Source organism: Streptomyces halobius, from assembly GCF_023277745.1.
In the GTDB taxonomy this organism is placed as follows: Bacteria; Actinomycetota; Actinomycetes; order Streptomycetales; family Streptomycetaceae; genus Streptomyces; species Streptomyces halobius.
In genome coordinates, this window is sequence record NZ_CP086322.1 from 5,204,581 (window position 1) to 5,225,203 (window position 20,623).

A 20,623-nucleotide genomic window follows, 5' to 3' on the forward strand; every position below is an offset into this window, starting at 1 on the left:
CCTGAAGGGGCTAAAACCAAGGTAAAATAGGGCTAAAGTCCCGATGCGCATCGGTGATCATCTCCGATGAGTGGGGAATTCCCACCAGGAGAAATGAAGTTCGGCTCGGGACTTTAGTCCTGACTGCGACTTGGGGTAGGGACGGGAAATCCCTCAATGCGACCTTCGTCACGCCGCGAGAATTGTCGATCCGACACGCCTGGTGATAGGTGTTTAGCTCTGCCGGTTCGGGGGGCTATAGCCCCGACGCAAACCCTCGGCGGACTGGCCCCGTACTCCCGCATGTCTATCTCCGCCATGAGCTGGTGGCAGACGGGCTGTATCTCATTGAAAGAGCTGTAGATGAAGACCCCTTCGCGCCTGCTGGCCCTGGCTTTGGCCGGCGGCACTCTGCTGCTGGCCGGGGCGGCCCACGCGGCCGGCACCCGGACACCGGCAGCGCCTGCGCCTGCGCCAAAGGAAGCTGCCCAAATGCCCCTCGCTGTTGAGGACTTCTCCTATCCCAACGCGGCGAAGATCCTTGCAGAGAAGAACCTGAAACTTAAGCGGGGCGACGGCAACATCACTCTGGCCAAATGTGGCAGCTCTCGCGACCTGTTGCATTTCATTGCCCGCGATCGGGATGATTTCTGTTTCCGTGTCACGGGCAGCAAGGGCTACCTCAGCCTCGAAGTCCCTGCCGTGACCGGAGTGCAGACCAAGGATCACACTGCCCACGTCGAGATGACCGTCGACGACAAGACCAAGTCCTACGACATCGGCAAGAACAAGTGGCAGGGCATCGGTGAGACTACCGACCCGGCAGGGCGCGACCACGTACTCGTGGAGATCGCCACGGGGAAGTAGATCCCGCCCAGTTGCCGAGCGCCTGCTCCGCCCGCCCGGCATGCCCAGGCTGCTTGCGGCACGCTCGGGACAGCCACACGAACACAATCAAGGAATTCACATGCCTGGAAGGCGTTCACGCTCCGCGTGGACTACAGGTCTTCTCGCCGCGACTACTCTGGCAAGCGGCCTCGCCACCGCCGCTCCCGCGACCGCCCTGCAGGGCACTGTCGTCAAGGATGAGACCTACGCGTTCACTGCGAAGATCAACGTAGCGGACGAGCAGGCTTGCTCAGGCGTGCTGGTGGACCCGCAATGGGTGCTCAGCACCAAGAGTTGCTTCGCGAACGGCGGCAAGCCGGTCCAGGCCGGCAAGCCGACCTCCAAGACCACCATTACCGTGGGCCGCACCAACCTGACGCAGAAGGGCGGGAAGGTGGTGGAGGCGGTTGAACTCGTGCCGCACCCCGATCGCGACGTAGTGATGGTCAAGCTCGCCCGCCGCGCCCTGGGCATCGCCCCGGCCAGGCTCGCCGCAACTGCTCCGACCGCGGGCGAACAGCTGACGGTGGCGGGCTTCGGCCGCACCAAGGCCCAATGGGTGCCCGACAAGCTGCACTCCTCTGCCTTCACTGTGGGCTCCATCACCGGCAGCGCGGTCAACCTCAACGGTTCCGCCCAGGCCACGATCTGCCAAGGTGACGCCGGTGGTCCCGCCCTGCGCGTCAAGGACGGCATCGCGGAGCTCGTCGCCGTCAACAGCCGCTCCTGGCAGGGGGGCTGCCTGGGCACCGACGCGAAGGAGAAGCGCACCGACGCGGTCGATGTGCGTGTGGACGATCTGAGCGAGTGGATCCGCAAGACCGCCTTCCGCGTCCAGGACGACGTCACCAGCGACGGCATCGCCGACCTCGCCGGGATCTGGGCGGACGGCACCCTCCACCTGTACCCGGGCGACCCGGCCAAGGGGCTCAGCGGAGAGAACATCACACAGCCCGGCGGAAACAGCTGGAAGACCATCAAGCAGGTCGCCAAGGGCGACTTCACCAACGACGGCATCGCCGACCTTATGGCCGTCTGGGGTGACGGCACCCTCCACCTATACAAGGGCGACGGCAAGGGCAAGTTCTCCAAGGAAATCACCGTCACGCAAGGCGGCAGCACCTGGGGCACGGTCAAGCAGCTGACCGCCGGCGACTACGACGGCGACGGCATCGCCGACCTCATGGCGGTTTGGACCGACGGCGCCCTGCATCTGTACAAGGGCAAGGGAAACGGGCAGATCAACTCGCAGGTCAAGGTCAACACTGGCGGTGACACCTGGGGCACCGTGAAGCTGCTGCCAGGCGGCGACTTCAACGGCGACGGCATCGCCGACCTCATGGCTGTCTGGTACGACGGCACCCTGCACTACTACCCCGGTGACGGCACCGGACAGGTCGGCAAGCAGGTCCCGGTCCCGGTCGGTGGCAGCACCTGGGGCACCGTGCGGCAGCTGACCGCCGGCGACTTCAACGGCGACGGCATCGCCGACCTCATGGCCATCTGGACCGATGGCACCCTCCACCTCTACAAGGGCGACGGCAAGGGCGGCATCAACACCGCCACCTCCATCCCCTTCGGCGGCAGCACCTGGAAGACCATGCTCCAGCTCGCCTGACCGAAGCTGGCAGGGAAGAAGTACTGCTCCGGGCCCGGCATACCACCGGGCCCGGAGTGCCTCGCACAGATGAGGGTCGGGCCTGACCTGGAGGCTCATGACGAGGACGGTCCGTTGTCAATGACGTGTGATGCAGGCCATAAAGATTGCCTCTCGCGATTCGAGGGGGCAGCCGATCAAGTCGCTCAGTAGGGGCTTGCGAGTGCCCAACTCGGCGCGTCAATGGGTGCCTTATGGCACGCGAATGGCACGCGTTCCAAAATTGGTCTAGATAATAACCAAGCCCCAGGCCGCTGACCTGGGGCTTTCGCATGGAGCGGGTGACGGGAATCGAACCCGCGCTCTGAGCTTGGGAAGCTCATGTTCTACCATTAAACTACACCCGCGTAATCCCGCCCGATCCGAGGGCGGAACATCGCCGCACACTCTACCCCATCGCCGCCCCGCGGTGTATTTGGCGTGCTCGGAGTGTGGTCGGGCAGGGCTCGCCGGGGCGGGATGCGGCTGCGGGGCGCGGGAGTTGAGGCGTACGGTTGGGCGTCGGAGTGCCGCGTGAGGTGGCGCCCAGTTCATCCCCTAATGTGGCAATTGTTGTCCGCGCACTTGGGAGAGGGACTTGATGGAGCGCACCGTCGTACGTTGTGCCGAGGGGCATGTGTTCAGCACCGCTTCGTTCCCGATGCAGACCACCGGCCGGCTCGGCCCGGGGCGGCTGCTGCGCTGCCCGCGGTGTGCCCGGCTGCGGCATGCGGTGCCGGTGGAGAGCACGAAGCGGTAGCGGCGCAGGGCGAGAGCTGACGTAGAGCACGAGCAGACGCAAAGACATAGAGCGCGAGCAGACGCGGAGCAAGAGCGGCTGTGGAGCGAGAGGAAGCGAAAGCTTTGGGTGCGGGCCCGGTCCCAGGTGGGGCCGGGCCCGTGGCGTGCGGCGCGGGTGGTGTGGGCGCGTATCCTCGTCTGCGTGCTTCTCTCAGACAAGGACATCCGGGCCGAGATCGACGCCGGTCGGGTGCGCATCGACCCCTATGACGAGTCGATGGTGCAGCCGTCGAGCATCGACGTGCGGCTCGACCGCTATTTCCGGGTGTTCGAGAATCACCGCTATCCGCACATCGACCCCTCCGTCGAGCAGCCCGACCTGACCCGTGAGGTCGTGCCCGAGGGCGACGAGGCGTTCATTCTGCACCCCGGTGAGTTCGTGCTGGCCTCGACGTACGAGGTCATCAGCCTGCCGGACGATCTCGCATCGCGGCTGGAGGGGAAGTCCAGTCTCGGGCGGCTGGGGCTGCTGACGCATTCGACCGCCGGATTCATCGACCCCGGGTTCAGCGGGCACGTGACGCTGGAGCTGAGCAATGTCGCGACGCTGCCGATCAAGCTGTGGCCGGGTATGAAGATCGGGCAGCTGTGCATGTTCCGGCTGACCTCGCCGGCCGAGCACCCCTACGGCTCCGCGCACTACGGCTCCCGCTACCAGGGGCAGCGCGGCCCGACGCCGTCCCGGTCGTTCAAGAACTTTCACCGTACGCAGGTGTGACGCGGGGCGGCTGCGACGCGGGCGGCTGCGATTCGGGTCGGGCGTGACAGGGGTCGGGTGTGACTCCGGTGCGGGGAAGCGTCGCCGGTGGACGTGTGGGCAGCGAAGGTCTGAGAGAGCTGAAAGATCTGAGAGAGATACGTGCGTGACATACGGGAGAACCTGACGTACGAGCGCTTCGGCGGAGCGATCCGCGAGCTGGCGCAGACGATCGCCGACGACGGGTACGAGCCCGATATCGTGCTGTCGATCGCCCGGGGTGGCGTGTTCGTCGCGGGCGGTCTGGCGTACGCGCTGGACTGCAAGAACATCCACCTGGTGAATGTGGAGTTCTACACGGGCGTCGGCACCACGCTGGAGATGCCCGTGATGCTCGCGCCGGTGCCGAACGCGATCGACTTCTCGAAGAAGAAGGTGCTGATCGCGGATGACGTCGCGGACACCGGGAAGACACTGAAGCTGGTGCACGACTTCTGCCTGGGGACCGTGGCGGAGGTGCGCAGTGCGGTGGTCTATGAGAAGTCCCACTCGCTGGTGAAGTGCGAGTACGTGTGGAAGCGCACGGACGACTGGATCAACTTCCCGTGGAGTGTCGAGCCGCCGGTCGTACGGCGGGAGAACCAGGTGCTCGACGCCTGACGACGCCCCGACAGGGGCGGTTCAGCGGATCATGATCGGCTGGCGACGTGGCCCGGCGGGCGGGTGAAGACCCGCCCGCCGTTGGTGTGTTGGCGTGTCGGCGAGCGATGGCCGTCCTCTTGCGCGTTTTTCGGCCAATCCCGTTCCGGGTGTTCCACCGGTGCCTTACTTCCGAGTAAATACCGGCGGTAACAGCAGACCGGAGGGGAGGCCCCAATGGTGCGTGCGAGGCATGGGCGGTGGTCGGTACGTGGCGGGCGGCGGGTACGCGGCCGGCGGCCCTTACATGGACGTCGGCTGGTGGACGGACGACGGCCGGTCCGCGGGAGGCGGCTGCGGGCGGGAGCGGTGGCGTTCGGTGTGGCGGCGGCCGTGGCGATGGGGACGGCAGGCGCCGCCTCCGGGGCCACCGCGCCCGGAGCCCCCGACGCCTCTGGAACCGCCGTGGCGTCCGGCCGGGCACCGTCCGCCGAACCCCTGGCGCCCGAGCTGGAGAAGATTCGGGCGCAGGAGGCCGTCAAGCTGTACGGCGCCCCGGGTGAGCGGCCGATCGACGAGCGCAAGACCGCGTTGATCTCGCTGGGCGACAGCGAGATCTCGGGCGAGGGCGTCGGCACGTACGAGCCGGGGACCGACGGGCCCGACAACTGGTGCCACCGGTCGCCCGACGCGGCGATTCACCGCACCGGGATCGCGGCGGAGGTGACCTACAACGTCGCCTGCTCGGGCGCGTACACCGGGAACATCGTGATCGGTGGGACCAAGCAGTACGCGGACGAGCTGGTGCAGAGCGACAGCCTGGCCATCGCGGCACGTAACACCAAGCTGAAGATGGTGCTGCTGGTGGCGGGGGCCAATGACGATCTGCAGTTCGGGCCGGTGATGACGGACTGCGTGACGCGATGGTTCCTGTTCCAAGGCACCTGCGAGCCGAAGTACCGGCCGGGGTGGCAGGCGCGGGTCGACGGGCTGGTCCCGAAGGTCGAGCGGACGGTGCACGACCTGCGGACGGTGATGCGGGACGCGGGCTACGCGGACGGCGACTACCGGCTCGTGGTGATGTCGTATCCGAGTCCGATCGGGCCGGATGTGGAGGACAACCCGGACTTCCCCGGGAAGCTGCCGGGCGGCTGCACGGGCTACACCTCTGACGCGGGCTGGGGACGTAACGCGGCCGTGCCGGCCTTCGAGCGGGGCATACGGAAGGTCGCCCAGGAAACCGGCGCCACCTATCTCGACGCCTCGCGGCTCTTCCACGGGCACGAGGTGTGCATGGAGGCGACCTGGGCCCGCGGCCTGTACGTCGATGTCGCCAACCCCTTCCCGCCGGATGCCAATTCCGTACGCCAGTCCTTCCACCCCAACGCCGCGGGCCACGGCGCCTTCGCGACCTGTCTCACCCAGCTCTACGCGGCGCCGGGGCTGCGCGAGGCGTCCTGCGCGGATCCGGCGAGCACCGGACGGCCGAAGCTGTACGCCGGGGCCTGGGACGATGCGTACCGACCGCTGAAGAACGCGGGCACGGGCAGCTGTGTGGACGCGGCCGGCGGCGGCACCCGGAACGGCACGGTGGTCGGCGGCTGGGACTGCACCGGGCAGCGCCATCAGAGCTGGTGGTACGACCCGGAGCAGCGGTCGGTGCATAGCGAGCTGACCCAGGACCGGTGCCTGGACGTGCCGGAGGGGCGCTATGAGCCGGGCGTCGGCCTGGTGCTGTGGAACTGCTCGGGCGCGGCCAACCAGCAGTTCGTGCGGGCGGACGGCGGTACGGTCCGGCCGGCCGTCGCGCAGTCGCTGTGCCTGACGCTGGCCTCGACGAAGGACGCGCTGCGGCTTCAGCCCTGTGATGGCTCGGATACGCAGCGTTTCACGTGAAACATCGTCGTACGCCGAGGAGTTCGGGCCGGGAGTTCGGGCCGGGAGCTTGGGCGACGACTGCCTACGTGGTGAGCAGTGTGTGGGCTGTGAGGAGTGTGTAGGTGGTGAGGGACGCACGGGCGGTGTGCAGTCCGTAGGCGCGGTGAGTAGTACGCAGGTGGTGCGTAGGCCGTACGCGGTGAGCAGGGAAGTAGGTGGCAGGTAGTCCGCGTAGCGCGCACCTGGCGAAAGGCATCCGGCGAGAGGCGTCTGGCGACCAGTCCGTACGCAGACATGGAAGGGCCCCGCTCCGAGCAATGCCGGAGCAGGGCCCTTCCATGTCTGCGTACGGGCGTTACAGCGTGCCGAGCTTGACCAGGGCGAGCAGCGCGACCAGCTGGATCGCGGCGGCACCCAGCGCCTTGGGCCAGGGCAGGTCGTGCGACTTGCTGACCATGGAGGTGAAGAGATAGCCGGCCGCGAGCCAGGTGAGCCAGCCGATGACCTGCACCAGGGTGCTGTCACCGCCGAGGAACATCGCGAAGATCAGTCGGGGTGCGTCCGAGACCGACATGATCAGCATGGACAGGCCGATGGTCGGCGCCCAGGCGCCGTCGCCACCGAGCTGGCGGGCCATGGTGTGGGTGACCGCGCCCAGGATCAGACCGCCGATGATGAACATCACGCCGGTGATCAGCACCCACGGGATGCTGTTGCCGAGCGTGGCGTTCAGCACATCCTCGCGGGCCTTGTCGAATCCGAAGACGGCCAGCAGACCGTAGAGGAAGGTGACGGTCAGTGCCGGGCCCCACACGGTGTGGTCCCGCATCTGCCAGAAGGTGGGTGCGGGGCGCAGCACGATGCCGGACAGCAGCTGCTTCCAGTGCAACCGGGGGCCGGCCGGCGGGGCGGTGGTCTGGCCGGCGCGGTAGGTGCCGCCGTCGGCGTACTGGCCGTCGGGGCCGTGGCCGCCGTTGTACTGGTCCGGATACGGTCCGTACGCGTCCGGGGCCTCGCCGACGCGGAACTGCTGGGTGTGGCCGGGGGTGTTGTCATTGGCGTACGGCGCGTAGGACTGCTGCTGAGCCTGGTAGCCGCCGTCGCCGAAGTACTCGGGCTCGTCGTGCTGTCCGTGCGGCCGGCCGCTGTATTGCTGCGGTTGCGGAGAGTGCTGCCACTGCCCATGCGGCGGCGGGGGCTGCTGCCCGTACGGTCCCTGCTGTCCGTACGGGGCCTGCTGCCCCGGCTGCTGCCCGTCCTGCGCGGTGCGGGGATCCCGTCCGCGACCCATCCTGAATCCAGCCACGCCTTCGAAAGTACCTGGTCTGCGCGGCCGCGGTGGCGGAGCGGGGCACTGGGCGGGGGTTTGCTGCTGAGCTGTGACATCCCCTAGGGGTAACCCTTAAGGGTTGGTCAAAGGGGGCCCTTAGGGGTTGTGTGGACCCCTTGCAGGCCACAACGGGGTGGGCTCGGGGTGGTATTCCCGCTCGGGGCGCTGTTTCCGTCTGGGGTAGGTGCTTCCGCCCAGGAGGGTGTTTCCGCCTGGGATGGTGCTTCCGTCTCGGGGTGGTGCTTCCGTCTCGGGGGGTGCTCCCTCGAAGGGGGCTGCCCGGGGTGCGGTCTGGCCTCAGGCGCGGCCTGGGTTCAGGGGCGCTCTCTGCCGTGCCGTCACCTGCCATGTCGTCAGGCTCGGTGCGCGGCAGGGCTTCGGCAGCCGCATCAAGACGTAGGTATGCGCCAACACGGCGGCCGACAAAGCCCGTTCAATCCCGCAACCCGCTCAACCCGCTCAACCCGCTCAACCCGCTCAACCCGCTCAACCCGCTCAACCCGCTCAACCCGCTCAGCTCGGTGAATGCCTGATACGGCTGCTCGCTGCCGCGAGCGCTGGCCGTTCTGCATGCCGTTCTACAGAGGGCACTGGCCCGGGTAGACGGAGTGGGCCGTGAATTCGAGCCGGCGCACGGTCTCGCCCTGGTCGAGCTGATGGTGAATGCCCCGGAAACCCATGCCCTCGAAGAAGCACCAGGGGTACGCGGTTCGGTTCTGCGCGCTCTGGACGCCGTAGGGGATGAAGCCGTCATCGGCGAACAGTGGCCTCAGCTGTCCGCTACCGCCTGGCCCGGTCCACGTGCAGACCGTGTAGACAAAGGGGCAGTGCAGCGGGGCGTCGGCCTGTGCCTGGCTCGCCGGGACGACGGCCATCCCTAGAGCCGCGGCGGCAACCGCGGAAAACGTCGTCAACTTCCGCAACATGCGCTTCATTTACGTGTCCCCTCCTGTCGTGTGCGCCCATCTGGGGCGTGACGGTGGGTACGTTAATGAATGCGTACAGTGCGCACTCGGGGTTGTGGGCGGCTCACACGAATGAGTCAAGGGCCGCTGTTCAAACCCGGAGAAGGGGCGTGGCAGGCGTTTCCAGCCATAACACCCATTAACCGCGTCCCATCAACCACGCCTCATGAACCACGCCTCATGAACCACGCCCCATGAATCACGCCCCACCCTCCGCCCCAAACTCCCCGGCCCCAGCTCCCACCCCACCACACACCAAACGGCCGGCCCCGCACTCCGCAGGACCGGCCGTTCCGATGACGTCGCGCCGCTACTTCACCGGCTCAGGCTGCGGCGCGTCCTCCGACTCCGGCTCGCCCGCCGGGTCGAGGGGGGTCCTGACGGACTCCAGCAGCAGCTGGGCCACGTCGACGACCTGCACCGACTCCTTCGCCTGGCCGTCGTTCTTCTTGCCGTTGACCGAGTCGGTCAGCATGACGAGGCAGAACGGGCAGGCCGTCGAGACGATGTCGGGGTTCAGCGACAGCGCTTCATCGACGCGCTCGTTGTTGATGCGCTTGCCGATGCGCTCTTCCATCCACATCCGCGCGCCACCGGCGCCACAGCAGAAGCCGCGCTCCTTGTGGCGGTGCATCTCCTCGTTGCGCAGGCCCGGCACGTTGGCGATGATCTCGCGCGGCGGGGTGTAGACCTTGTTGTGGCGGCCCAGGTAGCAGGGGTCGTGGTAGGTGATCAGACCCTCGACCGGGGTGACGGGGATGAGTTTGCCCTCGTCCACCAGGTGCTGCAGCAGCTGCGTGTGGTGGATGACCTCGTACTCGCCGCCGAGCTGCGGGTACTCGTTCGCGATGGTGTTGAAGCAGTGCGGGCAGGTCGCGACGATCTTCTTCGACGACTTCGGCTTCTTGGTCGACTCGTCCTCGTCGTCCTCGCCGAAGGCCGCGTTGAGGGTCGCCACGTTCTCGGCGCCGAGCTGCTGGAACAGGAACTCGTTGCCCAGACGGCGCGGGGAGTCACCGGTGCACTTCTCGTCGCCGCCCATGATGGCGAACTTGACGCCCGCGATGTGGAGGAGTTCGGCAAAGGCCTTCGTCGTCTTCTTGGCGCGGTCCTCCAGGGCGCCGGCGCAGCCGACCCAGTAGAGGTACTCGACCTCGGTGAGGTCCTCGACGTCCTTGCCGACGACCGGGACCTCGAAGTCGACCTCCTTGGTCCAGGCGAGCCGCTGCTTCTTGGCCAGGCCCCAGGGGTTGCCCTTCTTCTCCAGGTTCTTGAGCATCGTGCTCGCCTCGGACGGGAACGACGACTCGATCATGACCTGGTAGCGGCGCATGTCGACGATGTGGTCGATGTGCTCGATGTCGACCGGGCACTGCTCGACGCAGGCGCCGCAGGTGGTGCAGGACCACAGGACGTCCGGATCGATGACGCCGTTCTCCTCCAGTGTCCCGACCAGCGGGCGCTCGGCCTCGGCGAGGGCCGACGCCGGGACGTCCTTCAGCTGCTCGGCGGACGCCGTCTCGTTGCCTTCCATGTCCTTGCCGCCGCCCGCGAGCAGGTACGGGGCCTTGGCGTGCGCGTGGTCGCGCAGCGACATGATCAGGAGCTTGGGGGAGAGCGGCTTGCCGGTGTTCCAGGCGGGGCACTGCGACTGGCAGCGGCCGCACTCGGTGCAGGTGGAGAAGTCGAGCAGGCCCTTCCAGGAGAAGTGCTCGATCTGCGAGACGCCGAACTGGTCGTCCTCGCCCGGGTCCTCGAAGTCGATCGGCTTGCCGCCGGTGGTCATCGGCTGCAGCGCGCCGAGCGCCACATCGCCGTCCGCCTCGCGCTTGAACCAGATGTTGGGGAAGGCCAGGAAGCGGTGCCAGGCGACGCCCATGTCGGTCTTGAGGGCGACCGTGATCATCCAGATGAAGGACGTCGCGATCTTGATCATCGCGAAGAGGTAGGTGAGGTTCTGCAGGGTGCCGACGCTCAGCCCCTTGAAGAACGCGACCAGCGGATACGAGGCGAAGAACGCGGGCTCGTAGTGGTCGACGCCGTGCTGGGCGCCCTCCAGGGCGTGCAGCGTGACGATGCAGATGCCGACGATCAGGATGACGGCCTCGACGAAGTACGCCTGACCGGTGTTGGAGCCCGCGAAGCGGGACTTTCGGCCCGCGCCGCCCGGCCGGTTCAGCTGCCGGATGACGATCAGGGTGAGGATGCCCAGGGTCGTCATCATGCCCATGCCCTCGACCCACATCTCCCACGGCAGCCAGGTACCGATGAAGGGGATCACCCAGTCGGCCTTGAAGAGCTGGCCGATGGCGTTGGCGATGGTCAGCAGCAGGGAGAAGAAGCCCACTGCCACGAACCAGTGCGCCACGCCGACGATGCCCCAGCGGTTCATCCGGGTGTGGCCGAGGAACTCCCTGACCACGGTGACGGTGCGCTGCACGGGGTCGTTGGTCCGGGAACCGGCGGGTACTGGCTGGCCAACGCGCATGGAGCGGTAGATCTGCGCGATGGCACGGCCGAACAGCGCGACGCCTACCGCGATGAGGACCAGCGACACGATGATCGCGGCGAGTTGCATGGACGGCTCCTCGTGCCTGCGAGAGCGGAAAACTAAGCGGAACTACTAAGCGGTAACTTTTCGGGTCTGCGCTGAGGTTACCCAGTATCCGGGGCCCCATGAAGTCGCCCGGCCGGTGATCTGCGTCGCGCAGGCAACCCTCTGTTGGCCCCTGGCGTCTACGGTTGGCCCTGGCGTCTATGGTGGCAAGTCGGTGGACGGTAAGGCCGACATAAAAGTTGAGTCACTCTGGCTCACCTCTGTTGACAGGCTTCCATCGATGCTGCACTCTTGAGCCTGTTCCACTCAAGTCAGCTGGAGGAATTGAAATGGCACGTGCGGTCGGCATCGACCTGGGCACGACGAACTCCGTCGTCAGTGTTCTCGAAGGCGGTGAGCCCACCGTCATCTCCAACGCCGAGGGCGCCAGGACCACGCCGTCCGTCGTCGCCTTCGCCAAGAACGGCGAGGTGCTGGTCGGCGAGGTCGCCAAGCGCCAGGCGGTCACCAACGTCGATCGGACCATCCGGTCGGTCAAGCGCCACATGGGCACCGACTGGAACATCGACATCGACGGCAAGGGCTTCAACCCGCAGCAGATGAGCGCTTTCATCCTGCAGAAGCTCAAGCGCGACGCCGAGGCGTACCTGGGCGAGAAGGTTGTGGACGCGGTCATCACCGTCCCCGCCTACTTCAACGACTCCGAGCGCCAGGCCACCAAGGAGGCCGGCGAGATCGCGGGTCTGAACGTCCTGCGTATCGTCAACGAGCCTACTGCGGCCGCCCTGGCCTACGGCCTGGAGAAGGACGACCAGACCATTCTGGTCTTCGACCTCGGTGGCGGTACCTTCGACGTCTCGCTGCTGGAGATCGGCGACGGTGTCGTCGAGGTGAAGGCCACCAACGGTGACAACCACCTCGGTGGTGACGACTGGGACCAGCGCGTCGTCGACTACCTGGTCAAGCAGTTCCAGAACGGCCACGGCGTCGACCTGGCCAAGGACAAGATGGCGCTGCAGCGTCTGCGCGAGGCCGCCGAGAAGGCGAAGATCGAGCTGTCGTCCTCCACCGAGACGACGATCAACCTGCCCTACATCACCGCCTCCGCCGAGGGTCCGCTGCACCTGGACGAGAAGCTCACCCGGGCGCAGTTCCAGCAGCTGACCTCGGACCTGCTGGAGCGCTGCAAGACCCCGTTCCACAACGTCATCAAGGACGCCGGCATCCAGCTGTCCGAGATCGACCACGTGGTCCTGGTCGGCGGCTCGACCCGTATGCCGGCCGTCGCCGAGCTCGTCAAGGAGCTGACCGACGGCAAGGACGCCAACAAGGGCGTCAACCCGGACGAGGTCGTCGCCATCGGCGCGTCGCTGCAGGCCGGTGTCCTCAAGGGTGAGGTCAAGGACGTCCTGCTGCTGGACGTCACCCCGCTGTCCCTCGGTATCGAGACCAAGGGCGGCATCATGACCAAGCTGATCGAGCGGAACACCACGATCCCGACCAAGCGGTCCGAGATCTTCACCACCGCCGAGGACAACCAGCCCTCCGTGCAGATCCAGGTCTACCAGGGCGAACGCGAGATCGCGGCGTACAACAAGAAGCTCGGGATGTTCGAGCTGACCGGTCTGCCGCCGGCTCCGCGCGGCGTCCCGCAGATCGAGGTCGCCTTCGACATCGACGCCAACGGCATCATGCACGTCGCGGCCAAGGACCTCGGCACCGGCAAGGAGCAGAAGATGACCGTCACCGGCGGCTCTTCCCTGCCGAAGGAAGAGGTCGACCGCATGCGCCAGGAGGCCGAGCAGTACGCGGACGAGGACCACAAGCGCCGCGAGGCCGCCGAGTCCCGTAACCAGGGCGAGCAGCTCGTCTACCAGACCGAGAAGTTCCTCAAGGACAACGAGGAGAAGGTTCCCGGCGAGGTGAAGACCGAGGTGGAGACCGCCGTCGACGAGCTGAAGGAGAAGCTCAAGGGCGACGACACCGCCGAGATCCGCACCGCCACGGAGAAGGTCGCGGCCGTCTCCCAGAAGCTGGGCCAGGCCATGTACGCCGACGCCCAGGCCGCGCAGGCCGCGGCCGGTGGCGCCGAGGGTGCCGCCGGTGCCGCGGACGGTCAGGCCAAGGCCGAGGACGACGTCGTCGACGCCGAGATCGTCGACGACGAGAAGCCCCGTGACGCGAAGGGCGGCGCGGCCTGATGACGGAGGAGACCCCGGGCTTCGACGAGAAGCCTGACGTCGCCTCCGACACCGGGTCCGCAGGAACTCCTGACGACACGGCGCAGGGTGCCGAGTCCGCCGAAACGGCGGGCTCGGCCCCGGCCGGGGCCGACAAGCCGGGCTCTCAAGAGCCCCAGGACACAGCTCTCCTGGCGCAGCTGGACCAGGTGCGTACGGCGCTCAACGAGCGTACGGCGGACCTCCAGCGGCTCCAGGCGGAGTACCAGAACTACCGCCGTCGGGTGGAGCGGGACCGGGTCACGGTCAAGGAGATCGCCGCGGCGAACCTCCTGTCCGAGCTCCTTCCCACCCTCGACGACATCGGTCGCGCCCGCGATCACGGCGAGCTGGTCGGCGGCTTCAAGTCGGTGGCCGAATCGCTGGAGACCGCGGTCGCCAAGCTCGGTCTGCAGCAGTTCGGAAAGGAGGGCGAGCCCTTCGACCCGACGATCCATGAAGCGCTGATGCATTCCTATGCACCGGATGTCACAGAGACCACGTGCGTTGCCATCCTGCAGCCCGGGTATCGGATCGGTGAACGAACGATCCGCCCTGCGCGGGTCGCCGTCGCCGAGCCGCAGCCGGGCACGCAGACCGCCAAGTCCGGATCCGAGGATGACGCCAAGGGTGCCAAGGCCACGGACGAGGAGAGCGGTGGCCCGGACGAGGGCTGACGTGACAGCACGAGAGAGAACCGCGCGGAAGGAGGGACGTCGGGGATGAGCACCAAGGACTTCGTGGAGAAGGACTACTACAAGGTCCTCGGCGTCCCGAAGGACGCCACCGAGGCGGAGATCAAGAAGGCGTACCGCAAGCTCGCCCGGGAGAACCACCCGGACGCCAACAAGGGCGACGCCAAGGCCGAGGCGCGCTTCAAGGAGATCTCCGAGGCCAACGACGTCCTCGGTGACCCCAAGCGGCGCAAGGAGTACGACGAGGCGCGGGCGCTGTTCGGCAACGGCGGCTTCCGGCCCGGCCCCGGCGGGGGTGGCGGCAGCTTCAACTTCGACCTGGGCGACCTCTTCGGGGGCACTCAGGGCGGGGGCGCCGGCGGCTTCGGCGGCGGGCTCGGGGACGTCTTCGGCGGCCTGTTCAACCGCGGCGGGGCGGGTACGCGTACCCATCCGCGCCGTGGCCAGGACATCGAGTCCGAGGTGACGCTCAGCTTCACCGAGGCGGTCGACGGCGCCACGGTCCCGCTGCGGATGTCCAGCCAGGCGCCGTGCAAGGCGTGTTCGGGCACCGGCGACAAAAACGGTACGCCTCGGGTCTGCCCGACCTGTGTGGGCACCGGTCAGGTCAGCCGGGGCGCGGGCGGCGGCTTCTCGCTCACCGACCCGTGCGCCGACTGCAAGGGCCGCGGTCTGATCGCCCAGGACGCATGCGAGGTCTGCAAGGGTAGCGGGCGGGCGACGAGTTCCCGCACCATGCAGGTCCGCATCCCCGCGGGCGTCTCCGACGGGCAGCGCATCCGGCTGCGCGGCAAGGGCGCTCCCGGTGAGCAGGGCGGCCCGGCCGGCGATCTGTATGTCGTGGTGCACGTCGACGCCCACCCGGTCTTCGGCCGCAAGGGCGACAACCTCACCGTCACGGTGCCGGTCACCTTCCCGGAGGCGGCGCTGGGTGGTGAGATCAAGGTGCCGACGCTGGGCGGCCCACCGGTCAAGCTGAAGCTGCCGGCCGGCACACCCAACGGACGCACCATGCGGGCCCGCGGCAAGGGCGCGGCCCGTAAGGACGGCACCCGGGGTGATCTGCTGGTCACCATAGAGGTGATCGTCCCCAAGGACCTCGGCGACGAGGCGAAGGAATCGCTGGAGTCCTATCGCGAGGCGACCGCGGGAGTGGACCCGCGGGCGGAGCTGTTCCAGGCCGCGAAGGGAGCTTGAGATGGACAGCCGGGGCGGGCAGCGTCGTAACCCGTATGAACTGACCGATGAGTCGCCGGTGTACGTCATCTCCGTCGCGGCTCAGCTCTCCGGCCTGCATCCGCAGACCCTGCGGCAGTACGACCGGCTGGGCCTGGTGTCGCCCGACCGCACGGCCGGGCGGGGCCGCCGCTACTCGGCCCGGGACATCGAACTGCTCCGTACGGTGCAGCAGTTGTCCCAGGACGAGGGCATCAACCTCGCCGGCATCAAGCGCATCATCGAGCTGGAGAACCAGGTCGCGGCCCTGCAGCAGCGGGTCGCCGAGCTGCAGGGCGCCCTGGAGGGCGCGGCCAGCGCGATGCAGCAGCGGGAGGCGGCGGTGCACGCCTCGTACCGCCGTGACCTGGTGCCGTATCAGGATGTGCAGCAGACCAGCGCGTTGGTGGTGTGGCGGCCCAAGCGGTCGTCGGAGTAGCGCGCGAGCCGGGCCGGTGTCAGGGACACCGGCCCGGCTGTGTGCGACTCAGCCCGGTGTGGTGGACGCCTCGACTGCCGAGTCGGCGAAGGGCCGGGGAAACCCGGCCCTCTTGCGGGCTTCGCGCTTCTGCTTCGTGCTTGTGCGGCGCTTCGCCGCTTCCGCTCAGCAGCCGTTGTAGCCCGCCGTCGGCATCGAGAGGCGGCGGTGCACATGCGATTTCATCGCCAGTGTGTAGACCGGCTCGTCGAGGTCGGCGGTCTCCAGGCGTACGCCGGCGGCGGCGCAGCGCGCGGTGAATTCGTCGGCCCCGTCGATGGCGTTCTCCAGCGCCCGGCGGTTGGGCGTCACGAACACATCGACCAGTCCCTCCTCCACATCGCTCCACAGCGCGCTGTGGTCGGCGCGCAGCTGGTGCAGGGTGAGCTGGCAGGTGAGGTGGTAGTCACGGGCCGCCGCCCACTTTTTGCACATGTCGTGCTGGCTGCGGTCGTCGACCAGGAACGGATCCTCGTCCAGTTCGGACAGCGGCATCAGGCAGGCGATCGCCGTCACTCGGACCGAGTTCATCGTGCCCTCCGGGGCGTGGCGACTGTGGGGGCGACGATACCCCCGCAGACGGCCCGGGGTGGAGGGGCCGTACCGGGTGGCGAGGCATAGCCGCAGGCGTGGCAGATCTTCCATCCGTCCTGGTTGACCGCGAGTTGGCCGCCGCAACGCGGGCAGAGCTCGGCGCGGGGCCGCGACCGGGCGGGGTCGGGGCGTCGGGGACGGATCGTCGCGATGCACAGTGCCGACGCCATGCGGTCTCCAGCTGCCGTGATGTGACCGAGAGAGGTCCGAAGAGGTCCGCTGTCTGCGCGGGGCTGTTCGGTTTCCTTCCGTTCCTGGGTACCAGGTGAGGGCCGGGCGACGGATGCAAAGCGGCGGTTTTCGGCCAGGTACGGACCAGTGAGTGCCGGCGCCGGGTCAGGCCCGGCCGAGCGCCTTGGTCACCGCGATCTCGATCATGACGCGGTCGGGGTTGGGCGTCGGTGTCCGCCCGTAGCGCGCGGCGTAACGGCGTACCGCGTCGGCGACGGACTCCGCGTCCGTACGCACCCGTGCGAGGCCCTCCAGCGTCGCCCAGCGGCCGCGGTCCACCTGGCACACGGCGACGGCGGCCCCGCCGGGACCGGCGGCGAGGATGTTCTTGACCTTGGTGCTGTCCTTGCGGGTGATGACCCGCGCGATCCGCTGCCCGGCGTCGAAGGTGACGCCGACCGGGACGACGTGCGGGGTGCCGTCCGCACGCAGGGTGGTCAGGGTGGGCATGAAGTACTCGTCCCAGAAGGCGAGGTACGCGGGGGTGAGGGCGGAGAGATCGTGGGCCATGGGGCAAGGGTAGGCCCGCGTCCCCTATGGGTTCTCGGGCCGTTCCTGGAAGTCGGAGGAGGTCGGTGGTGTCGAGGTCGAAGGAGAAGGGGGCGGGGAGGGGGATGGGTTTGCCGAAGGGGGCAGTGGTGCTGCCCACGTAATCTTCCACGGAAGGTTCGCCGAACAGCGTGATCGTGGACTTGCTCCGGTCAACGAGCAGGTAAAGCGGGATGCTGGCGCGCGTAGCAGTGACGCCTGGCCACTCGGTCGCGATCGGGTTTGCTTGAGGTCACGTCGATGACCAAGGCGACTCCATCACTGGGCATCCAGGACTCGGCGCCCCGGAACAGATGCAGCTCGACGGCCGAAGGTCAGTGTGGGCGGGTGGGTCGCCGGCGAAGGGAAGTTCGGCCGGGTTCACTCCCAGGTGGGATGTCCGTATGAGAGGACCGGCACGCCCCTACGGCGTTGGAGCCGCCTTGAGTGGAATAGACTCAATTTATCGCACGTTGGCGTGAGCAGGGTACGAGTACGAGGAGGAGTACGGGGACGTGGACGCCGATCTCACCAACAAGAGCCGGGAGGCGCTGAGCGCCGCCAATGAGCGGGCGGTCACCGCCGGGCACGCGGACATGACGTCCGCGCATCTGCTGCTCGCGCTGCTGGCCGGGCAGGACAACGAGAACCTCATGGACCTGCTGGCGGCCGTCGAGACGGACGCCGCCGTGCTGCGCAACGGTGCCGAGCGGCAGCTCGCCGGGCTGCCCAGCGTGCAGGGCTCCACCGTCGCCCCGCCGCAGCCGGACCGCGAGCTGCTCGCCGTGCTCGCGGACGCCTCGCAGCGCGCCAAGGACCTCGGCGACGCGTATATCTCCACCGAGCACCTGCTCATCGGCATCGCGGCCAAGGGCGGCAGGACCGGCGAGCTGCTGGCGCAGCAGGGCGCCACCGCCAAGAAGCTGCTGGCCGCCTTCGAGGCGAGCCGGGGCGGGCAGCGGGTGACCACCGCCGACCCGGAGGGCACGTACAAGGCGCTGGAGAAGTTCGGCACGGACTTCACCGCCGCCGCCCGCGAAGGCCGGCTCGACCCGGTCATCGGCCGGGACCACGAGATCCGCCGTGTCGTCCAGGTGCTGTCGCGGCGGACGAAGAACAACCCGGTGCTGATCGGCGAGCCGGGCGTCGGCAAGACCGCCGTCGTCGAGGGGCTCGCCCAGCGCATCGTCAAGGGCGATGTCCCCGAGTCGCTGCGCGACAAGCGGCTGGTCGCGCTCGACCTGGGCGCGATGGTCGCCGGCGCGAAGTACCGCGGTGAGTTCGAGGAGCGGCTGAAGACCGTCCTGGCGGAGATCAAGTCCAGCGACGGCCGGATCATCACGTTCATCGACGAGCTGCACACGGTCGTCGGCGCGGGAGCCGGCGGCGACTCCTCGATGGACGCCGGCAATATGCTCAAGCCGATGCTGGCCCGCGGTGAGTTGCGGATGGTCGGCGCCACCACCCTCGACGAGTACCGCGAGCGGATCGAGAAGGACGCGGCGCTGGAGCGGCGCTTCCAGCAGGTGCTGGTCGCCGAGCCGACCGTCGAGGACACCGTCGCGATCCTGCGCGGCCTCAAGGGGCGCTACGAGGCGCACCACAAGGTGCAGATCGCCGACTCCGCCCTGGTCGCCGCGGCCACCCTCTCCGACCGCTACATCACCTCCCGCTTCCTGCCCGACAAGGCCATCGACCTGGTCGACGAGGCCGCGTCCCGACTCCGTATGGAGATCGACTCCTCACCCGTGGAGATCGACGAGCTCCAGCGCGCCGTCGACCGCCTCAAGATGGAGGAACTGGCGCTCAAGAACGAGACCGACGCCGGGTCCGTCCAGCGCTTGGAGAAGCTGCGCAAGGACCTCGCCGACAAGGAGGAGGAGCTGCGCGGACTGACCGCCCGCTGGGAGAAGGAGAAGCAGGGCCTCAACCGGGTCGGTGAGCTGAAGGAGCGGCTCGACGAGCTGCACGGACAGGCCGAACGCGCCCAGCGGGACGGCGACTTCGACACCGCCTCCAAGCTGCTCTACGGCGAGATCCCAGGCCTGGAAAGGGAGTTGGCGGAGGCCGCCGAGGCGGAGCAGGAGGCGGAGGCGTCCAAGGACGCCGCGGGTGCCAAGGGGCCCATGGTCAAGGAGGAGGTCGGCCCGGACGACATCGCGGACGTCGTCGGCTCCTGGACCGGCATCCCCGCCGGCCGGCTCCTCGAAGGCGAGACACAGAAGCTGCTGCGCATGGAGGACGAGCTCGGCAAGCGGCTGATCGGGCAGGACGAGGCGGTACGCGCCGTGTCGGACGCGGTACGCCGCACCCGCGCCGGCATCGCCGACCCGGACCGGCCCACCGGCTCGTTCGTCTTCCTGGGCCCGACCGGCGTCGGCAAGACCGAGCTGGCCAAGGCGCTCGCGGACTTCCTCTTCGACGACGAGCGGGCGATGGTCCGTATCGACATGAGTGAATACAGCGAGAAGCACAGCGTCGCCCGGCTGGTCGGCGCGCCGCCCGGCTATGTCGGCTACGAGGAGGGCGGTCAGCTGACGGAGGCGGTCCGCCGCCGTCCGTACAGCGTCATCCTGCTGGACGAGGTCGAGAAGGCGCACCACGAGGTCTTCGACATCCTGCTCCAGGTCCTCGACGACGGCCGGCTCACCGACGGCCAGGGCCGCACCGTCGACTTCCGCAACACCATCCTCATCCTGACCTCCAACCTCGGCTCCACCATCCTGATGGACCCGCTGCTCAAGGAGGACGAGAAGAAGGAAAAGGTCCTGGAGACGGTCCGCGCGTCCTTCCGCCCGGAATTCCTCAACCGCCTCGACGACCTGGTGGTCTTCCATCCGCTCGGCACGGACCAGATGGAGCGGATCGCCCGGATCCAGATCGGCCACCTCCAGCGGCGCCTCGCCGACCGCCGCCTCACCCTGGACGTCACCGACCGCGCCCTGACCTGGCTCGCCTGGCTCGGCCAGGAACCGGTCATCGACGCCCCGGCACCCGACCTCTCGTACGGGGCCCGCCCGCTGCGCCGCCTGGTCCAGACGGCCATCGGCGACCAGCTCGCGCGCGCCATCCTCGCGGGTGAGGTGCTGGACGGGGACACGGTGCGGGTGGATGTCGACGGCGACCATCTGTCGGTGGCGGCGGCCCGGTCACCGGAGACGGCCGGGGCGGGCCGGTAGCCCGGGGCGACGGCCCGAGCGGTGGCGCTTTCGGTGCCTTGGGGGGCCGGCGGGCTCCGGCGGAGCGGGGGCGCTGGTGGTGCCGTGTCCGGACGGGGACCCGGCTGGTGGTGT

At 68.2% G+C, this 20,623-nt stretch carries 16 protein-coding genes, 1 tRNA gene and 1 pseudogene; 11 read left to right on the plus strand and 7 right to left on the minus strand.

The features are described 5' to 3' along the window. The first annotated feature begins 342 nt into the window (after positions 1 to 342). Entirely contained in the window at positions 343 to 846 is a 504-nt protein-coding gene (locus K9S39_RS23655; protein WP_248865346.1) for a hypothetical protein, read from the plus strand. A 100-nt stretch (positions 847 to 946) separates the two neighbouring features. Continuing rightward, positions 947 to 2,485, plus strand: coding sequence for an FG-GAP-like repeat-containing protein (locus K9S39_RS23660; protein WP_248865347.1), 1,539 nt, complete (start codon positions 947 to 949; stop codon positions 2,483 to 2,485). A 312-nt stretch (positions 2,486 to 2,797) separates the two neighbouring features. On the opposite strand, the gene K9S39_RS23665 is transcribed toward K9S39_RS23660, so the two are convergent. Beyond that, a tRNA-Gly gene (locus tag K9S39_RS23665) sits at positions 2,798 to 2,871 on the minus strand. A gap of 233 nt (positions 2,872 to 3,104) precedes the next feature. Between K9S39_RS23665 and K9S39_RS23670 the strand changes: the two genes are divergently transcribed. The 4 genes from K9S39_RS23670 to K9S39_RS23685 all read left to right on the plus strand — a co-directional run bounded on the left by K9S39_RS23670 (position 3,105) and on the right by K9S39_RS23685 (position 6,536). Beyond that, positions 3,105 to 3,263: a hypothetical protein gene (locus tag K9S39_RS23670; protein WP_248865348.1), complete on the plus strand. Its 159-nt coding sequence runs from the start codon at positions 3,105 to 3,107 to the stop codon at positions 3,261 to 3,263. A gap of 183 nt (positions 3,264 to 3,446) precedes the next feature. After that, a complete protein-coding gene (gene dcd, locus K9S39_RS23675) occupies positions 3,447 to 4,022 on the plus strand; it encodes a dCTP deaminase (RefSeq protein ID WP_248865349.1) in 576 nt (191 codons plus the stop codon). Between the two features lie 150 nt (positions 4,023 to 4,172). Beyond that, positions 4,173 to 4,661 (plus strand): phosphoribosyltransferase, encoded by a 489-nt coding sequence (locus K9S39_RS23680; protein WP_248868927.1) that lies wholly within the window; start codon positions 4,173 to 4,175, stop codon positions 4,659 to 4,661. A gap of 378 nt (positions 4,662 to 5,039) precedes the next feature. Beyond that, the gene (locus K9S39_RS23685) at positions 5,040 to 6,536 is read left to right on the plus strand and encodes a ricin-type beta-trefoil lectin domain protein (RefSeq protein ID WP_248868928.1); all 1,497 of its coding nucleotides are present in this window, start codon (positions 5,040 to 5,042) and stop codon (positions 6,534 to 6,536) included. A 337-nt stretch (positions 6,537 to 6,873) separates the two neighbouring features. Here the strand turns inward: K9S39_RS23685 and K9S39_RS23690 are convergent, their stop codons facing one another. From K9S39_RS23690 to K9S39_RS23700, 3 genes are all read right to left on the minus strand, one after another. Further along, positions 6,874 to 7,809 (minus strand): Yip1 family protein, encoded by a 936-nt coding sequence (locus tag K9S39_RS23690; RefSeq protein WP_248868929.1) that lies wholly within the window; start codon positions 7,807 to 7,809, stop codon positions 6,874 to 6,876. A 617-nt stretch (positions 7,810 to 8,426) separates the two neighbouring features. Then, the gene (locus K9S39_RS23695; RefSeq protein WP_248865350.1) at positions 8,427 to 8,783 is read right to left on the minus strand and encodes a peptidase inhibitor family I36 protein; all 357 of its coding nucleotides are present in this window, start codon (positions 8,781 to 8,783) and stop codon (positions 8,427 to 8,429) included. Positions 8,784 to 9,123: 340 nt separating this feature from the next. Beyond that, entirely contained in the window at positions 9,124 to 11,391 is a 2,268-nt protein-coding gene (locus K9S39_RS23700; protein WP_248865351.1) for a (Fe-S)-binding protein, read from the minus strand. 308 nt (positions 11,392 to 11,699) lie between these two features. On the opposite strand from K9S39_RS23700, the gene dnaK reads away from it, so the two are divergent. From dnaK to K9S39_RS23720, 4 genes are read left to right on the plus strand one after another with little or no spacing between them, the layout of a single operon-like run. Then, on the plus strand, positions 11,700 to 13,571 hold the full coding sequence (gene dnaK, locus K9S39_RS23705; RefSeq protein WP_248865352.1) for a molecular chaperone DnaK: 1,872 nt from the start codon (positions 11,700 to 11,702) through the stop codon (positions 13,569 to 13,571). Continuing rightward, positions 13,571 to 14,266, plus strand: coding sequence for a nucleotide exchange factor GrpE (gene grpE / locus K9S39_RS23710; RefSeq protein ID WP_248865353.1), 696 nt, complete (start codon positions 13,571 to 13,573; stop codon positions 14,264 to 14,266). Before dnaK ends, grpE begins: the two co-directional genes overlap by 1 nt. A 45-nt stretch (positions 14,267 to 14,311) precedes the next feature. Continuing rightward, complete coding sequence (gene dnaJ, locus K9S39_RS23715; RefSeq protein WP_248865354.1) at positions 14,312 to 15,481, plus strand: molecular chaperone DnaJ; 1,170 nt, start codon at positions 14,312 to 14,314, stop codon at positions 15,479 to 15,481. Position 15,482: 1 nt separating this feature from the next. After that, on the plus strand, positions 15,483 to 15,938 hold the full coding sequence (locus K9S39_RS23720) for a heat shock protein transcriptional repressor HspR (RefSeq protein ID WP_248865355.1): 456 nt from the start codon (positions 15,483 to 15,485) through the stop codon (positions 15,936 to 15,938). A gap of 165 nt (positions 15,939 to 16,103) precedes the next feature. Here the strand turns inward: K9S39_RS23720 and K9S39_RS23725 are convergent, their stop codons facing one another. The 3 genes and pseudogenes from K9S39_RS23725 to K9S39_RS23735 all read right to left on the minus strand — a co-directional run. Then, positions 16,104 to 16,508: a hypothetical protein gene (locus K9S39_RS23725; RefSeq protein WP_248865356.1), complete on the minus strand. Its 405-nt coding sequence runs from the start codon at positions 16,506 to 16,508 to the stop codon at positions 16,104 to 16,106. A 399-nt stretch (positions 16,509 to 16,907) separates the two neighbouring features. After that, entirely contained in the window at positions 16,908 to 17,312 is a 405-nt protein-coding gene (locus K9S39_RS23730; RefSeq protein WP_248865357.1) for a pyridoxamine 5'-phosphate oxidase family protein, read from the minus strand. A gap of 55 nt (positions 17,313 to 17,367) precedes the next feature. Continuing rightward, a pseudogene (locus K9S39_RS23735) lies at positions 17,368 to 17,653 on the minus strand (Uma2 family endonuclease); the annotation flags it as partial. Between the two features lie 192 nt (positions 17,654 to 17,845). On the opposite strand from K9S39_RS23735, the gene clpB reads away from it, so the two are divergent. Beyond that, entirely contained in the window at positions 17,846 to 20,509 is a 2,664-nt protein-coding gene (gene clpB / locus K9S39_RS23740; protein WP_248865358.1) for an ATP-dependent chaperone ClpB, read from the plus strand. Positions 20,510 to 20,623: the final 114 nt, after the last annotated feature.

Excerpts from the sequence above, each read along its gene's own strand:
- K9S39_RS23655 (WP_248865346.1), top strand. The coding sequence starts at position 343 with ATGAAGACCCCTTCGCGCCTGCTGGCCCTGGCTTTGGCCGGCGGCACT.
- K9S39_RS23660 (WP_248865347.1), top strand. The coding sequence starts at position 947 with ATGCCTGGAAGGCGTTCACGCTCCGCGTGGACTACAGGTCTTCTCGCC.
- K9S39_RS23670 (WP_248865348.1), top strand. The coding sequence starts at position 3,105 with ATGGAGCGCACCGTCGTACGTTGTGCCGAGGGGCATGTGTTCAGCACC.
- K9S39_RS23685 (WP_248868928.1), top strand. The coding sequence starts at position 5,040 with ATGGGGACGGCAGGCGCCGCCTCCGGGGCCACCGCGCCCGGAGCCCCC.
- K9S39_RS23690 (WP_248868929.1), bottom strand. The coding sequence starts at position 7,809 with ATGGGTCGCGGACGGGATCCCCGCACCGCGCAGGACGGGCAGCAGCCG.
- K9S39_RS23695 (WP_248865350.1), bottom strand. The coding sequence starts at position 8,783 with ATGAAGCGCATGTTGCGGAAGTTGACGACGTTTTCCGCGGTTGCCGCC.
- K9S39_RS23700 (WP_248865351.1), bottom strand. The coding sequence starts at position 11,391 with ATGCAACTCGCCGCGATCATCGTGTCGCTGGTCCTCATCGCGGTAGGC.
- dnaK (WP_248865352.1), top strand. The coding sequence starts at position 11,700 with ATGGCACGTGCGGTCGGCATCGACCTGGGCACGACGAACTCCGTCGTC.
- grpE (WP_248865353.1), top strand. The coding sequence starts at position 13,571 with ATGACGGAGGAGACCCCGGGCTTCGACGAGAAGCCTGACGTCGCCTCC.
- dnaJ (WP_248865354.1), top strand. The coding sequence starts at position 14,312 with ATGAGCACCAAGGACTTCGTGGAGAAGGACTACTACAAGGTCCTCGGC.
- K9S39_RS23720 (WP_248865355.1), top strand. The coding sequence starts at position 15,483 with ATGGACAGCCGGGGCGGGCAGCGTCGTAACCCGTATGAACTGACCGAT.
- K9S39_RS23725 (WP_248865356.1), bottom strand. The coding sequence starts at position 16,508 with ATGAACTCGGTCCGAGTGACGGCGATCGCCTGCCTGATGCCGCTGTCC.
- K9S39_RS23730 (WP_248865357.1), bottom strand. The coding sequence starts at position 17,312 with ATGGCCCACGATCTCTCCGCCCTCACCCCCGCGTACCTCGCCTTCTGG.